Source organism: Desulfosporosinus sp. SYSU MS00001, assembly GCF_049943955.1.
GTDB lineage: Bacteria > Bacillota > Desulfitobacteriia > Desulfitobacteriales > Desulfitobacteriaceae > Desulfosporosinus.
Genome location: NZ_JBNFTW010000003.1, coordinates 21,586 through 37,247 on the forward strand (window position 1 = coordinate 21,586; position 15,662 = coordinate 37,247).

Below are 15,662 nucleotides of genomic sequence, written 5' to 3' on the forward strand. Positions count from 1 at the left end.
AGGAATTGTGTAAAATAGCACCTTTTGATGCCCAAACTCTTTGTAGTATGGTCTAGAGTAAAGGGAAGGACGTAAATGATAAATAGCACAATTAATAACAATTAATAACAATTAATAACAAGGAGGGATAAGGAATGGCTCGTAAAGCTAAACTAGTGGGCTCCATACTGATATGTATCCTTTTTTTGCTGGGATGCAGTACTCAGAGTTCTGAATTGGCTAAGGAAAATTCTCAGCTTAAAACACAGATACAATCGCTAAAACAACAAGTTGATACCGCAAATAATAAAGTTAAACAGCAGGAGGAGCTATACAACTTAAGAAATAATTTGGATAATAACCTTCATTTGATTTTAACATCCCTTATTAAGGGAGATTACACAACGGCAGAAAAGTACCTTGATTCCTCAATGCGCATTGAGAACCACAAATTGATTGCGAAATTAAGCTCCGGTGATTACGAATTTATTATTCCAGACCGTATGATGAACTTAAGGCAAAGAGTCTATTCGAGGACTGGAAATACTTTTAATGCAACCTATGAGATCTATGATGCGGGGTATATTTCAGGTAACAAATATGATGACAGGATATATACTCTAAATGTAACGTATTCATTGGTCAATAACGAATGGAAATTAAGCAGCTTGATGATTGATGAGTAGAGTGAAGAGTAATAGTCGAACGGTTAATCGGTAAAAAATTGAAAAATTATTATAAGTAAAGAAGGTATTTGCTCCGAACACAGCGAATATATCGAAATAATAACCGAATAGCTGGCTAGAAGGCTCGCGTTGATGTAATTATTCAGCTACATTATTATTAACTAACTATATTTTAATACTAATATAAGACCATGGAGGTCTGACCCATATAGGGTCGCTCTATGGTCTTTTTTATTTGAAGAGGAGGATAAACAATGTGCGAAGCTAATGCGTACTTTAACAGTAATGGTCAAGAGGTCTTGTTTATGGAAGCGGTTGATGTTATTGAACCTTATGAAGATGGCTTAAAGTTGGTGGATATTTTCGGACGACAAAAGTTTGTTAAGGCTAGGATCAAAGACATGACGCTGCTTAATCACCGAATCGTCTTGGAAGAGACTGCCGGGTTTAAGCATGATTCGGACTGAGGAAAAAGAGAGAAAGCTCAGCGACATTAGCGAAGGGGGCTAACCGAAATGGAACTGCCTAACTGGTTAAGCGAAGCAAGTCCTGCGTTATGTCGCTGCGGTTGCGGTGGCAGACGGAAAGGAAACTTTATTGAGAAAACACTGCGAGACATAGTCAAGATTATTCAAGATGCGGTTTTTTCTGAGGAAATTGCCCGGCGGCCGGGATTCCTACAAAGATTGGACGCGCGAATCAAAGTGATCTCCCTTATATATCTTTTGATTATTGTTAACTTATGTGCCCACTTTTCTCTATTATGGGGCTTTTACTTAGTTTTACTGGCCATAGCGATGTTATCTAAACTCCCTCTGCGTCAAGTGGTTGCTAGGGTATGGCTGGTCATACCATTGTTTACAGGGATTATGGTACTGCCTTCAATCTTTAACTGGGTTCGACCCGGTGACCCGCTATGGGTTATCGCTGACTTCCATCACTCTCTTTACCTGGGTTATTTATCGTTCCCTTCGGTTTTGGCAGTTACCAGGCAAGGATTGTGGGGAGGGATAATGCTGATCAGCAGGGTGGGAATTTCTGTTTCTTTAGCAGTGGTACTTACGCTGAGCACCCGCTGGATGGACTTTTTGCGTGCCTTACGTACCTTCTTTGTTCCCAAAATTTTCATTATGACCCTTGAGATGACCTATCGTTATATTTTTGTTTTAGTAAGCGCCATGGAAGAAATGTTTCTTGCTCGAAAGGCCCGTGACGCTGGTCAATCGGCCCCTAAAGAAGAGCGGCGATTCATAGCTTCAGCAGTGGGAGGATTGTTTGGCAAGTCGCTGAAAATGAGTGAAGAGGTCTATTGGGCCATGACTGCACGCGGTTATTCCGGAGAAATACGCCTCCTAAAAGGTTCTAGCCTGTGTTGGTCAGATGTTCTAGTTTTGTCTCTGGTTGTCTTAGCGGGACTTATCTTAATTGTTGCCAACAAAGTCATGGGCTGATGAAAGGAGATCTCTGTTTGGACAAGATTTTCGATATTCTTGATGTAACTTACTCATATCTTCCCGGTTATCCCGTGCTTTCTGGGATTTCCTTAAGTATTAAGGAAGGTGAAGGCTTAGTAATTTTGGGGGCCAATGGAAGTGGTAAATCCACCTTGCTCAAAATGCTTTGTGGCCTTATCCATCCTGAGGGAGGTCAAATTTTGGCCTTTGGAAAGGAGCTGACCGAAGACGCCTTTCGTGATCCTAAGTTTTTGCAGGATTTTAGACAAAAGGTAGGTTTTGTATTTCAAAACTCGGACGCTCAGCTTTTTTCAGCCACTGTGCGGGATGAACTGGCTTTTGCTCCCTTGCAGGCCGGGTTATCCAAAGAAACTGTAGAAGAAAGAGTTGCAGACATTGCTCAATTGGTTGGTATTGGTAATCTCTTAGACCGGGCTCCTTATAAACTGAGTGGAGGTGAAAAGAAAAAGGTTGCTCTGGCCTGTGTTCTCACGGTTAATCCGGAGGTATTATTTCTGGATGAACCGACGAACGGCCTTGACCCTCGCACCCAATTCTGGCTGGTTGAGTTTCTTCAGGCGCTGCAAGCAGCCGGCAAGACGGTCATTATGGCAACCCATGATCTATCAATTGTTGAAGAATTAGCCCAGCGTGTCATTATTTTTCGGGAGGATCACACAATTGCTGCGGATGGTGCACCGCTTCAAGTGCTCTCGAATCGTCAACTATTGTTGGAGGTAAACTTGATCCATGAACGGTCTCATTTTCATTTGGGTGGCAGTCGGCAGCATGGTTAATGTTAAGAGGAACGAACACCTGACTTAATCGTGGGAGGAGGAATTTTTTATGCACATTCCGGACGGATATCTAAGTCCACAAACCGATGCCCTTTTAGGTATTGCCAGTGTGATTGCTGCGGCAGGAGCGGCCTATAAAACGGCTCATACTCTGCGTGCCAAATATGTTCCCATGCTTTCCATCGGAGCGGCTTTCTCGTTTACAATTATGATGTTTAATATCCCCATTCCTGATGGAACAACGGCCCATGCAGTCGGAGGGAGTCTCTTGGCGATTCTGCTTGGCCCTTGGGCCGCAATGATCAGTATTTCCATTGCTTTAATTATTCAGGCTCTCTTTTTCGGAGACGGCGGGATTTTGGCTTTAGGGGCCAATATCGTGAATATGGCTGTTGTGCTGCCCTTTGTCAGCTATGGTATTTACCGGCTCGTTGCGGGAAAAAGCGTTGTTTCATCGAAGCGCCATTGGATTGGAGCGGCCATAGCAGGGTATGTCGGTCTATCAGCTGCAGCTCTTTGCGCCGGGATCGAATTTGGTTTACAGCCCTTGCTCTTTCATACTGCCAATGGCACTCCGCTGTATAGTCCCTATGGTTTGAACGTTGCTGTACCGGCTATGCTTTTTGCTCATTTAACGATTGCAGGTCCGGTTGAAGGATTGGTTGGTGCCTTGGTCGTTACATACTTACAACGTACTAATCCGGCAATGCTCCAACTAAAGTCGAATAGGGAAAAATCGGCCGGCAGCTTCAGGTATAGAACATTGATTATCGGTTTACTGGTTCTGGCAGTACTCTCTCCTTTAGGATTGTTGGCTTCTGGGACTGCTTGGGGTGAATGGGGCGGTGAAGAATTGCAAGCAAAGTTCGGTTTTATTCCCAACGGTTTGCAAAAATTTGGAGATTTCTGGCACCATGCCTTTCTGAAAGACTATGGCATTTCAGGCTACGACCACACCTTTTGGCAACAAGCTCTCGGTTATCTTCTTTCGGCGTTTTTCGGCTTGTTGGTCATTGGTATGATTGCTTTAATCGTTCAGCGTTTCCTGGGCAGGTCTCAGGGACGGACAAGTTAGTCGATCTAGCGTGCTGCTATGCGTTGCGTACGGGCCGCAGGATGGCTTTTCATAAAGAGGCCAAAAAGACCGGCCAGAATGGGAAGCAGGAAAATAACGGTAACAGCTGATGTTAGTCCCCAGGTATCACCAATACGACCGATAAGTATGACGGCAAGGCCGCCTAATCCACCGGCAAATCCCATGGTTAGTCCTGCGGCCAGGGCTTTATTTTCCGGGATTGCTTCCTGAGCAGCGACAACTGTTACCGAAAAGCTAGACAATAACGCCGCTCCGGCAAGCCCTAAAAAGATTGTGCTTAACGTGCCTTGAGTATAGAGAAAGCCAAAGAATAAAGGAGTTGAAAGGACCAGGGAACCAACAATCAGAGGTTTTCGTCCGTAATAATCAGAGATAAATCCGCCGATAACACCGCCGACTGCTCCGCAAGCAAGCATAATCGTTACGAGTTGGCTTCCGGCAATATTTGATAGATGTTCAGCTTTAAAATACAAGGGGAGGATTGTTAACATCCCTGTATAGGCCAGAGATCGAATTGCGATGACGGCAATAATAGCCGCAAGTTCCGGAGCCGCTGACTTAAGAGAGCGTAAAACGACAGAAAGCGGAGTATTTGAGCCGACTAGAACATTGTTTTTGGGTGCATAGAGCAGCAGCAAAATGGCCACGAGAATGCCGGGAATCACAGTGACAAGGGTGGCGTGTAAACCATAGGTTTGAAATAAGGGAACCAGGAGGAGCGGACTTAAGGCAAAACCAAAATTCCCGAAGGCCACAAAACCGGACAGCAGAACCGCTTTGCGATCGCCGCTTAAAACATTGACCATCGTAGATGCCTGGGGATGAAAAGCCGCCGTGCCAAGCCCGGCCAGGGCGGCAAGAATGACAAGCAGCAAGTAATTCTGGACTATTCCGGTTAAACTAAGCATAATTCCCATCCAGAGAGTTCCAACATAGACCAGCCAACGTTTACCTTGACGGTCAAGAAAATATCCAAAAAGTGGTTGAACTAAAGACGAGGTGATCGTGAAGGCTGAGACTAAAATGGCTGCCCGTGTAGCTGAAAAATCGGGCCTAAGGGCCACTAGAAAAGGGAGCATTTGGGGAAGATAGTTGCTGTATAAATCATTTAGCATATGAGCTAAAGAAAGTACGCCGATTTTTGAATACTGGATTCTTTGATTCTCACTCATGGAAAGACTCCTCTCTAAATAGCTGTACATATTGGCGGATAAGTTATTTTTCATGACTCCCTGGGTTACGGATCTTCGTAGCGCGATAGAAAGAATTCAAAATTGGCAAGTCGTTTACGAATGTCTTCGGCTTGTTCTCTCAGCTCTTGTTTTCCCATAGACGTAATAGTGTACCATTTTCGAGGCGGGCCGCTCTCAGTTATTTCCCAATAGGTTTCCAGGGAACCGTTTCTCTCCATGTCCTGCAGGCTGCGGTAAACATTTGAGCTATCACTAAAACAAAAAGGAAGCTCTTTCTGTAATCTTGCTAAGAGTAACGCTCCATAGCTAGGTCCTTCAGTTAAGAAGAGAAGCAAAAAGGCTGGAGTATGTCGTCCGTGTTTAATCGCTATTCACCCCGATTTCTCTGAATTTTGCGTATTTAGCAGAAACAATTTAAAAGGAAATTTGGAATTAGAGTAAATGTTATACTGTTAGATCCAGGATGCTGTTTAAAACAGTATCATAGATATAATGTAACCACATGATGTCAAACAGTCAAGTATAAATAGTTGATTCAATACCACCGAAGCCCCGATGTTCAGATTTAGCTGAACGAGTTCACCGGCTTAATAACAACTGATTATCCAGTTGGCGGCGAGTCTTGGAACGGGAAAGTATTCAGATATGGGAACTAAAATTTGAGCCTCCGGCCATAAAACCGGGGGCTTTGAGATTATTCTAAAGTTATTGCTTCCACAGGACAGCTGTTCAGAGCGTCTTTAGCCAATTTTTCAATTTCTTGGGGAACAGGATTCAAATAGGCTTCGGCAATCCCGAAACCGTTCATTCTGAAAACCTGTGGGCAAATTGACTCGCAGGAAGCGCATCCAATGCAATCAGAATTTACAGAAGCATACATCAACGTTGCCTCCTTTCAGTAGTCTTATCGGACTGACTTTTCATTTTACCTAAGAATAACTTGAGAATCCCTTCATAGTCAATCATAGATTTTAGCTCAGATGGTAAAAGCTGAGGCTGATTTGAACTTTCGACTGAGCCGGGTAAGAGGTATTGAACTAAAGTTGAACTTGCTGAGGAAAATGGTTATAATCAATCCAATATTTCAATAAAGGACTTTTTTAAGGAGAATAAACCATGGCACATAAATTTAATCCTGCAAACAAAAGAAAGCTTGATGATCAGTGGCGTCGACAGAATCTCCCTCCAAAACTTACATTAGAAAAACTAGGTCTAAATTCTGATGATACTCTTGCTGATATTGGGTGTGGGATAGGATATTTTACTATTCCAGCGGCCGAGGTGATCAAATCAGCCAATAACGTATTTGCTTTGGACACTTCCAAAGAAATGTTGACTGAGGTGAAAAAAAGAGCAGATGATGCCGGTATATCAAATATCGTTTCAGTCAAGACCGAAGAATACGATTTAAAGCTTCCTGATCAATCTGTAAGTTTTGTACTTTTAGTCAATGTACTTCACGAAATTGACAACCAAGAAAGATTTCTCGGCGAGGCGTATCGCATATTAAAAACTGATGGTAAAATAGCCCTAATTGATTGGGAGAAGAAAACAACGGAAATGGGCCCTCCCCTAGATCATCGAATAAGCAGTCAAGATGCTAAAGGTTTGCTGCAAACAGCAAGTTTTGAGCTCTTAAAGGAAATGTCATTTGCTGAAACATTTTATGGTTTAGTGGCTATCAAGAAGTGAACTCATTCAGCAAATGCTGAACATCGAGCTTCGGTAACGAAAGTGTCCTGTGGACACTTTCGCCGAAAGCGCCTAGCCCATAACAAATTCTATCGGGCTGAAGGATGGACTCCGCCCCCGCCGAAGATAGTACGAGATACCATTACTCTATTTTAGAATTTGGAGCCTTGCGATTGGGAAAAAGTCTTATACCGCAATGGATAGAGCCGATTTTTTTGGGATACGGTATACCATTTTTCTCTTGCCTTTAATGTATAGTAGACTTATAATGGATTTCAGATGAAGATTTATTCTAAGGGGACAAAGCAATGGACTATCGATTTCCACCCATTAAATTTAATGATATGGGCAATATCCGGGATTCAGTGTTTTCCATTCTGAGGAATGCCATCCTTGAGAAGAAACTGGAACCAGGGGAGAGACTAGTAGAGCGGAACATTGCCGAACAACTGGGAGTTAGCAGAACTCCTGTGCGCGAAGCAATCCGCAAGCTTGAATTAGAGAAGTTAGTCACTCATATTCCACGGAAAGGAGTTGTAGTTTCCGAATTTACGAAGGCCGATATTATTGAAATTTTCCTTATCCGAGCCTCTTTAGAAGCGTTGATGGGCAGTATCGCAGCGACAAAAATTAAGCCCAAAGAGGTAGAGCGTTTAGCAATGCTTGCTCAGCAGATCTCCGATGAACAGAGGAAGGGAAACATTCAAAAATCGAATCAATTAAATGATACTTTCCACGAAATCGTCTATCGGGCCGCGGAGAGTCCGAGATTATATAACTTATTTAGTACGTTTAAAGAATATATAACAAAATTCACCCAAGTTGCCTACTCTAAACCGGGGCGTCCGGAAGAAGTGTGGCAGGAGCACAATGAAATCATAGAAGCATTACGTGATCATGATAGTTCGAGAGCTGAAATTGCGGCAAAGCATCATGTGCAAAATTCCAATAAGGCTTTTCTCGAGATGGCCTTTAAGGAAGATCACGAATCAAATATAACGATAAATTCCTTTTGAGTTGTTTTGGTATACCGTATACCAAAATATTGAGATAAAAAATAGGGTATGCTTGTATAAGCAATTTTATTCTAAGGAAAAATTCATAAGGCAGGAGAGATAGTATGGGAATATATTTAGAGATGTTTATTACCTTCTTTAAAATAGGCTGTCTGGCTTTTGGCGGGGGCTATGCTGTCATTGCCATATTACAAAAAGAAGTAGTTGAACTAAAACAATGGGTTACCAATGATGAATTGACCGATATCATGGCTATTTCACAAACTTTGCCTGGGATTATTTTCGTCAATTCAGCGACGATGATTGGCTATCGAAAGAAGGGTCTCCTGGGAGCAGCGGTTGCTACAATCACGTCCTGCCTGCCAACGTTCTTGCTGATTCTGCTTCTGACTTTTGTAATTTGGGGATTTACCGATAATCCTATTGTTCATAAGGCCTTTATAGGGATTCTTCTGGGTGTTACTGCTTTAATCCTCAATTCCGTTAAGAAAACCTGGAAAACAGCGGTTAAACATTATTCTGATGTAATTTTAGCACTTCTCTCTGCTGCCCTAATGCTCTTTACGAATATTAACGTTGTTCTTGTTCTTTTACTTCTTGCGGCACTGGGCTTTGCCAAGAATATTTACTTTTTAAAGAAGGAGGAAAAGCAACATGACAACGTTCATTGATTTGTTTCTTGTATTTCTAAAAATTGGGGCAATTAGCTTTGGCGGCGGCTACGCCATGATTCCTTTCTTTGAAACAGAAATGGTGTCTCATAATTGGGTATCATTAGCTGATTATGTAAAAGTTATCGCCATTGCTCAGGTCGTACCGGGACCTTTCGCCGTAGATTCATCGTCCTATATCGGTTTTAAAGTTGCTGGAATCGTCGGTGCCATAATTGCTACCATAGCTCTTTGTATCCCTTCGTTTGTTGCCTCAGTTATTATTACTAAATTTTATACTCAGTTTAAAGCGAATAAGTACGTAAACGCTCTTTTGAAGGGAGTTCGACCTGCTGTTCTTGGTCTCCTTCTCAGTGCAGCTTACATTATTGGTCTTAAGCCATTATATCAAACTACCCATACTTTCATGTCCTTAACGATGCTCAAAGCCGTTATCATGGCGGTAGCCGGATATTTTGTACTCAACCAGAAAAAAGTAAAAGTGGGGACCTTCACATTTATTGCTGCCACAGCAGTGGTTGGTATTTTATTATTTTAAGTTCCAATAAGCATAACATTGAATTTATTTCATTAAAAACGTGCGATTCAATCTTCGCACGTTTTTTTTGTAGGTATCGGATAACATTGTGTTAGCTATTTACGTCTGAGAAAATGCTTAAGGATCAATCAATTTGCCAGTCAATCGGTTCTCTGCCTTGAGAGACCAGGAACTTATTAGCTCGTGAAAAGGGCTTACTGCCGAAGAAGCCTCTACTTGCTGATAAAGGGCTGGGATGAGCAGATTCGATGATTAAGTGACGGGGATTCGTTATTAGTCTTTTCTTGGACCGGGCATTGTTACCCCAGAGGATAAAAACCACAGGGTCCGTCTTTTCGTTAACTAAAGAAATAATTCTGTCAGTGAATATTTCCCAACCTTTATTTTGATGCGAATTGGGTTTCCCTTCTTCTACGGTAAGCGCCGTATTAAGGAGCAGAACTCCTTGCTCTGCCCACTTCTTGAGTGAGCCATGATGAGGCATGGTGCATCCGAGGTCTGTTTGGAGCTCAGTAAAAATGTTTTGTAGGGATTTGGGGAAAGGGACCCCAACATTTACAGAAAAACTAAGCCCCATTCCTTGTCCGATATTGGGATAAGGGTCCTGCCCTAAAATCACGACCTTAGTGTTTTTATAAGAGGTGTAGACCAAAGCGTTAAATACATCCTCCTTTTTGGGAAAAACCCGTTTTGTGCGATATTCGTTTTTGACCCATTCCAGTAATTTAAGATAGTAATCTTTTTGTATCTCATCCTCAAGGAGTCGTTTCCAATCTGCTTGAACTGCCATAATGATGCCCCTTTCTTCTTCACTTATACTTATTCTCACAAACTTGTGTCAGAAAATCAAACGAAAGCTATTATCTTTAACTAAGAAGGGTGAAGTTTTTGATCCAATCGTAAGATTTCACTTCTTAAGTGGGAGTGGGTCCCCCGTATTCTGCTTCGGTGGGGGTAGAGTCCCCCACCGAAGTCTCGATGTTCGGCTTTAGCTGAACGAGTTAACTTTGTCTAATTCCATTGATTTACTCTTAACTGCGTAGTTATTATTACTGATTATATTTTGCTATAATTTTAGGGCTCTATCAATGAGAATATCTCAAAAAGAAAGGCGGCAATTCATACTCCAACTGGAGAGGTGGGAGGCTTCTTGCCTCACGAGGTTAAAAAAATATTTATAAATCTTTTAGACAGCCTTTTGTCTGGGACATGATTTATAATAGGAATTGGAACCTAAAACGTTAAATATTAAAGGGGTGGATTCCATCCATGAGAATTTTGCATACCTCAGATTGGCATCTCGGACGAATGCTCGAAGGACGCAGCAGAATCGAGGAACAAATTAAGTTTATTGATGAACTTTGCCAAATCGTTGAAGACGAGAGAGTTGATCTTGTTCTGATTGCAGGAGATATTTTTGATACAGTGAACCCTCCGGCAATTGCCGAAGAGTTGTTTTATGATGCCTTAAATCGTTTAACATCAGGGGGAAGGCGAGGGGTCGTCGCAATTGCCGGTAATCATGACAACCCGGAACGGCTCTGTGCGGCGAGTCCTTTGGCAGGGCGGCAGGGGATAACTTTATATGGCTTTCCTAAAGATGTTTTGCAGCCGAGTTTTTTGGGGCATTCTAATAATAGTAAAGTTGTACGAAGGGCAGCAGGGCAAGGATGGGTTGAGCTGCATCTGCCTGAGTGCTCGGACCCTGTAATATTAGCCCTTCTTCCCTATCCCTCAGAATCACGGCTCAATGAGGTTTTAAATTCCAGTCTTGACGAGGAAACTCTGAGGCAAGATTATTCAAAACGTGTCCAAGAATTATTAGCTTTGTTCAGTAAACCTTTTCGACCTGATACCGTGAACTTGGCTATGAGTCATCTCTTTGTACGCGGAGGAATGCAATCAGAATCTGAGCGTCCCATTCAACTTGGCAGCGCCCCGACTGTTGAAGCAGAGGCAATGCCTGGATGTGCTCAATATGTTGCCTTAGGTCACTTGCATCGGGCTCAGGTTGTCAAAGGGGCACCGGTCCCGACTCGATATTCCGGGTCACCCCTGGCTTACAGCTTTTCCGAAACGGGGTATGCTAAATCTGTTATTTTAATTGAAGGGTTTCCGGGGCAGCCCATGGTAACTCGGGAGATTTTCCTTGGTTCGGGTTACCCCCTGGTTAAATGGAAAGCTAAAGAAGGTTTAGCTCAAGTACAGCAGTGGATTGATGAAGGGAAAGATGAGCAAGCTTGGATCGATTTAGAGGTTCATGTAACGAATGTCCTCAATTCTCAGGATATTCACGGCTTGCGCCGTCAGAGAGAACGTCTTATTAATATTCGGCCGGTCTTTCCGGAAATGGAGCAGATAACCTCAGAGGCTCGTTCCAAGTTGCCTCTTGATGAACTTTTTCGCAGGTTCTATCAGGAAAAAACAGGTGGAGCTGAGCCGGATCAAGAGTTAGTCTCTATGTTTTTAACATTGATTGATGCTGATAAGAATGAAGATAAAGGGAGTTGTTCCAAAGATCAGAACATCGAGGAACGGGTGGAATACGAGATTTCTTTACGAGGCAGTACAGTGAAAGCGATGACTGACAAGGAGGGGGCAGAGACTGCATGAAACCGATCTGTTTAAGGATTGCCGGTTTAAATAGTTTTCGTGAGGTTCAGGAGATCAATTTTACCAAACTTTGCGAGACGGGAGTATTCGGGATTTTCGGGTCGACCGGGAGTGGAAAATCTACAATTCTCGATGCTATGACTCTAGCCCTATATGGTACTGTGGAAAGAGCCGCCAATAATACCCAAGGGATACTTAATCAAGGGGAAGATAAACTCACGGTAGAATATATCTTTTCTTTAGCAGCAGGAAATCGGAGGATCACATACCGGGCAGAACGCGCTTATCGACGTTCAGGAGACCGTACTGTTAAAGCCTCAACATGTCGGCTCGTAGAAATTCAAGGGGATACGGAATTAGTTCTGGCCTCTAAAGCCGATGAGATGACTAAAAAAGTTGAGGAAGTGTTAGGCCTGACGGTTGAAGATTTTACCCGGGCAGTCGTTTTGCCTCAAGGGAAATTTGCTGAATTCTTAACGATAAAACCGAAGGACCGACGTTTAATGTTGGAACGATTGTTTTCCCTTGAAGCCTATGGACGAAATCTTACGGCCCGTCTTTCGGAACAAGTTGATAATACCCGCTTCCATCTTAATGGTGTTGAGCAGCGGCTACAAGGCTTGGGAGATGCCTCAGCAGAACAGGTTGCTATGGCTGAAAAGGAGTTTGAAACCGCGAGAATTGCCTCGGAGCAATCCCTTGGCTGCTTAGAGCGTATCAAGCAAGAGTTTGAACAGGCAAAAGAACTGTGGGGACTGCAAGAACAATTGCGTCAAGTTCAAGAACGGGAATCCCGCCGTTCGGCTGTTAAACCTGAAATGGACAAGCTTTCAGAAAATCTCGCCCTGGCAGAACGGGCGGAGACATTACGGCCTATTTTAGAAGATTTGGGCCTGGCAGAAAAAAGGCTGCAAGAAGCCCAGGGCGATGAGGAAAAAGCAAGAAAAAGACTTGCGGAAGCAAGAGAGAAAAAAGAACAGGCAGAGCAGCTTTGGCTGGAGATTAATCATCAGCGATTGGAGAAGGAGCCATGCTTTCTTCGCCAATTAGAACAACTAGAACAGGCGAAACGTCTGGAAGCAGAGATTCATAATCGCAGTCTGAAGTTATCTCAGACAAGGCAACAGTATAGCGATCTTGATCGAAAGCGTAAAGGATTGGAACAAGCATTTCAAGTGACTGTGGAAGAGAAAAGAACGCTTGAAAAGCGGTTACAAGAGGGAAGGAGCAGACTGAGTCAAATAACGGTTGACCCTGCCCAGCGGGCAAAAGTCAATGCTTCAGTCCAAGCCTTAGAAGCTTATGAAATTGTCTCTAAACAAGTGAGCGATTTGCAAAGAGACTTTGCAGAAAATACGACGGAAATAAAGTCTGTAAAAAACCAGGAAGTTAATTTAGCTCTGGAAGTCAAAACGGCTCGGGAAGTCGTTACAGGACTTAAAGAAACTCTGACGATGAGAGCCGAACACCCTCCCATTCGAGAAGAGATTCTAAGCAGGCAAGCTCAAGACCTGGAACGCAGCCGCCATGGAATTATAAATGTCGGACGGGCTGAAGTGGAGAGACAAGAAGCTGAAGGACGTTTACAAGCGATCTCTTTGGATTGCCAAAGAGCCGGTGATGATTTAAATGGTTATGAACAGGAGCAAAAACTGTTAGACGAAGAAATTAGCCGCCTAAAAGAATCTGTGGAGGCTAAAAAGACCTATGTTAAAGAACTGGAGCAGAACTATCGGGCTAAAATACTTGCTGAGTCCTTAGTGGAAGGAGAGCCTTGCCCTGTTTGCGGTTCCCTGCATCATCCTTCCCCGGCTCTTAAAGCTCAGGATGGGATTATGGAGGAGGCCAGCAAGGATCTTGAGGAAACCGCTAAACAATTGCATGCCCTTGAGAAACTGGAGGCCGAGAAGGCGACAAGACTTGCAGTAGTACGAGCTCAGTTGACCAGTAAACAAGACCTCGAAAAAAATCAGTCCCAGCTTTTAGCAGATAAATTAACTGAGGTGAAAAATTATCGCGAGGGGCTAACATTAGCTGATAAAAACCTGACTGTAGAAGAATTAAACCGATTGTTACAGAAACAAGAAGAGAATTTAGAGGTTCAGCGACAGTGTTTGAAAGATTGGAGGCGAGAACAAGAGCAGCTTACGCATCAGTTAGAGAGTGCTCAGCATAATCTGGACAGTGTTGAAGAAGCATGGCATAAGCTTCAAGCTAGGATCGCTGCGGTTACGGGTATGGGTTCAGAGATTCAAAATAGACTCAATTATTTTTTACAAGAACAGTCTAAGCGGCAAAAGGACTTAGACCATTTGCGAGAAAATATCCCTGCTTCGGAGATCCGATTATTGCAGGACCAATATTCTCGTTGGGATCAAGCCACTAGAAATTTAGGCCAAGAGTTAACACAAGTTGAATCAGAACTGGGAAAAATAAATGTGGATCAGGATAAACTTCTCGGTGAAAAGACAGCTTGTGAGCTTGACCTGCAGAATCTTAGAACCTTAGGAAGTGAAGCGGTTCGAACTTTGGAAGAACTAAAACTTCAGTGTGATGCTATTACAGGAGGAAAATCGGCACAAGAGCGGTTAGAGATGGTTAAGGAGGAGTTAACTCAAGTTGTCACTGCTGAAGAACAACTTAAGAAGGACTATGAACAAGGGAAAGAAGCTTGGCTGCAATCAGAACAAACTTGTGCAGTAATCGGGAAGTCATTGGAGCTAGCCCATGAGGCAACAGCGTCAATTCAACTTAAATTAAAGCAGTCTCTTATAACGTCGCAATTTTCGTCGGTCGAAGCAGTTCAAAGTGCCCTTTGTGAACTCTCAGGCAGAAGGAACATGGAACAGAGGGTTTCAGAGTTTCACCAGGAGGGATTGCTTCTTGAGCAAAAGCGAGGAGATCTTGAAAAGTGTCTTCAGGGACGAGGCCTTACATCTGAGGAATGGTTAGCTTGGCCGGCAGCGTTAAAAGAGGCAGAAAAAGTTCATACGGAAGCCGTTGAAAAGCGCGGCGCCAGTCTGCAGAAACTAAATAAGCTCAAAGAAGAACATGAAGAGTGGCTGCGCTTGGAAGGCGAACGACAGGCTTTGGCTCATCGTCTCAATTTGCTCAAAATCCTGCAGAATGTTTTCAAAGGAAATGGCTTTATTGAGTTCCTCGCTCAGGAGCAGCTGACAAATGTTTCCCGGGATGCTTCAGAACGCTTGAAACAACTGACCAATCAGCGCTACGCTCTGGAAGTTGATACTGAGGGAGGGTTTGTAATGAGGGACGATGCCAATGGGGGAGTACGCCGCCCGGTAAGCAGCCTTTCTGGCGGGGAAACCTTTCTTACCGCCCTTGCCCTGGCCTTAGCCTTATCTACGCAGATTCAACTGCGCGGAGAATCTCCCCTGGAATTCTTCTTCTTGGACGAAGGTTTTGGAACTCTTGATCCCCATTTGCTGGAAACTGTAATGAATACTCTGGAAAAACTACGTTTTCAAAACATAGCTATTGGGATTATCAGCCATGTTCCGGAATTAAGGAATCGACTGGCAAGGCGTTTGATTGTTTCACCCGCTGAGGCCGGCGGAGTCGGGAGCAAGGTCAAATTAGAGATAGAGTAACAGAATTGTTTTTTTATTTTGTAATCCATCGAATTATCCAGTATTTAATGCTTGACTATAATTTAAAGAAGTCATACTATTCAAAGTAAGAAGATATTTTGAAACAAGGTTTCTCAGTAATCGAAGTTGTTTCGAGATGTAGTCATAATTACAAATCTTTATCCAATCATAATACTTCCATTTTATAAGTGGGAGTGGTACCCCGTACACAAGTTCACTTAGTACGTGAGTATGTTGGTTCTTTGAAAATGTAATGTTTCGGAACCAAGAAATGGTATCCCCTAATGGGTGATAGGAAAAGGTGTTCAGAAGGAGG

Annotated in this window: 15 protein-coding genes; 11 read left to right on the plus strand and 4 right to left on the minus strand. The window is 43.2% G+C overall.

Annotation, left to right across the window (positions count from 1 at the left end; all coding sequences use genetic code 11):
- The first annotated feature begins 134 nt into the window (after window positions 1-134).
- From ACPUYX_RS06580 to cbiM, 5 genes are all read left to right on the plus strand, one after another.
- On the plus strand, window positions 135-665 hold the full coding sequence (locus ACPUYX_RS06580) for a hypothetical protein (protein ID WP_426378937.1): 531 nt from the start codon (window positions 135-137) through the stop codon (window positions 663-665).
- Window positions 666-919: 254 nt separating this feature from the next.
- Window positions 920-1,132, plus strand: coding sequence for a CooT family nickel-binding protein (locus ACPUYX_RS06585; RefSeq protein WP_426378938.1), 213 nt, complete (start codon window positions 920-922; stop codon window positions 1,130-1,132).
- Between the two features lie 48 nt (window positions 1,133-1,180).
- Complete coding sequence (gene cbiQ, locus ACPUYX_RS06590; protein WP_426378939.1) at window positions 1,181-2,116, plus strand: cobalt ECF transporter T component CbiQ; 936 nt, start codon at window positions 1,181-1,183, stop codon at window positions 2,114-2,116.
- A gap of 17 nt (window positions 2,117-2,133) precedes the next feature.
- Window positions 2,134-2,916: an energy-coupling factor ABC transporter ATP-binding protein gene (locus ACPUYX_RS06595; RefSeq protein ID WP_426378940.1), complete on the plus strand. Its 783-nt coding sequence runs from the start codon at window positions 2,134-2,136 to the stop codon at window positions 2,914-2,916.
- A 49-nt stretch (window positions 2,917-2,965) separates the two neighbouring features.
- Window positions 2,966-3,991 (plus strand): cobalt transporter CbiM, encoded by a 1,026-nt coding sequence (gene cbiM, locus ACPUYX_RS06600; protein ID WP_426378941.1) that lies wholly within the window; start codon window positions 2,966-2,968, stop codon window positions 3,989-3,991.
- Between the two features lie 5 nt (window positions 3,992-3,996).
- Here cbiM and ACPUYX_RS06605 read toward each other — a convergent pair whose 3' ends face one another.
- The 3 genes from ACPUYX_RS06605 to ACPUYX_RS06615 all read right to left on the minus strand — a co-directional run bounded on the left by ACPUYX_RS06605 (window position 3,997) and on the right by ACPUYX_RS06615 (window position 6,085).
- On the minus strand, window positions 3,997-5,184 hold the full coding sequence (locus tag ACPUYX_RS06605; RefSeq protein WP_426378942.1) for an MFS transporter: 1,188 nt from the start codon (window positions 5,182-5,184) through the stop codon (window positions 3,997-3,999).
- A 65-nt stretch (window positions 5,185-5,249) separates the two neighbouring features.
- Window positions 5,250-5,540 carry a PadR family transcriptional regulator gene (locus ACPUYX_RS06610; protein ID WP_426378943.1) on the minus strand — a complete coding sequence of 97 codons (291 nt, stop codon included), beginning with the start codon at window positions 5,538-5,540 and terminating at the stop codon, window positions 5,250-5,252.
- A 359-nt stretch (window positions 5,541-5,899) separates the two neighbouring features.
- Window positions 5,900-6,085, minus strand: coding sequence for a ferredoxin (locus tag ACPUYX_RS06615; RefSeq protein ID WP_426378944.1), 186 nt, complete (start codon window positions 6,083-6,085; stop codon window positions 5,900-5,902).
- A gap of 236 nt (window positions 6,086-6,321) precedes the next feature.
- On the opposite strand from ACPUYX_RS06615, the gene ACPUYX_RS06620 reads away from it, so the two are divergent.
- The 4 genes from ACPUYX_RS06620 to ACPUYX_RS06635 all read left to right on the plus strand — a co-directional run bounded on the left by ACPUYX_RS06620 (window position 6,322) and on the right by ACPUYX_RS06635 (window position 9,122).
- The gene (locus ACPUYX_RS06620; RefSeq protein ID WP_426378945.1) at window positions 6,322-6,897 is read left to right on the plus strand and encodes a class I SAM-dependent methyltransferase; all 576 of its coding nucleotides are present in this window, start codon (window positions 6,322-6,324) and stop codon (window positions 6,895-6,897) included.
- A gap of 308 nt (window positions 6,898-7,205) precedes the next feature.
- Entirely contained in the window at window positions 7,206-7,913 is a 708-nt protein-coding gene (locus ACPUYX_RS06625) for a GntR family transcriptional regulator (protein ID WP_426378946.1), read from the plus strand.
- A 104-nt stretch (window positions 7,914-8,017) separates the two neighbouring features.
- Window positions 8,018-8,584, plus strand: a complete 567-nt coding sequence (locus ACPUYX_RS06630) for a chromate transporter (protein WP_426378947.1) — start codon at window positions 8,018-8,020, stop codon at window positions 8,582-8,584.
- Window positions 8,568-9,122: a chromate transporter gene (locus tag ACPUYX_RS06635; RefSeq protein ID WP_426378948.1), complete on the plus strand. Its 555-nt coding sequence runs from the start codon at window positions 8,568-8,570 to the stop codon at window positions 9,120-9,122. The genes ACPUYX_RS06630 and ACPUYX_RS06635 overlap by 17 nt, the downstream gene beginning before the upstream one ends.
- 124 nt (window positions 9,123-9,246) lie before the next feature.
- Here ACPUYX_RS06635 and ACPUYX_RS06640 read toward each other — a convergent pair whose 3' ends face one another.
- Complete coding sequence (locus tag ACPUYX_RS06640; protein WP_426378949.1) at window positions 9,247-9,912, minus strand: uracil-DNA glycosylase; 666 nt, start codon at window positions 9,910-9,912, stop codon at window positions 9,247-9,249.
- 479 nt (window positions 9,913-10,391) lie between these two features.
- Between ACPUYX_RS06640 and ACPUYX_RS06645 the strand changes: the two genes are divergently transcribed.
- Together ACPUYX_RS06645 and ACPUYX_RS06650 are read left to right on the plus strand one after the other, a co-directional pair.
- A complete protein-coding gene (locus ACPUYX_RS06645; protein ID WP_426378950.1) occupies window positions 10,392-11,735 on the plus strand; it encodes an exonuclease SbcCD subunit D in 1,344 nt (447 codons plus the stop codon).
- Entirely contained in the window at window positions 11,732-15,346 is a 3,615-nt protein-coding gene (locus ACPUYX_RS06650) for an AAA family ATPase (protein ID WP_426378951.1), read from the plus strand. Before ACPUYX_RS06645 ends, ACPUYX_RS06650 begins: the two co-directional genes overlap by 4 nt.
- Window positions 15,347-15,662 lie beyond the last annotated feature (316 nt).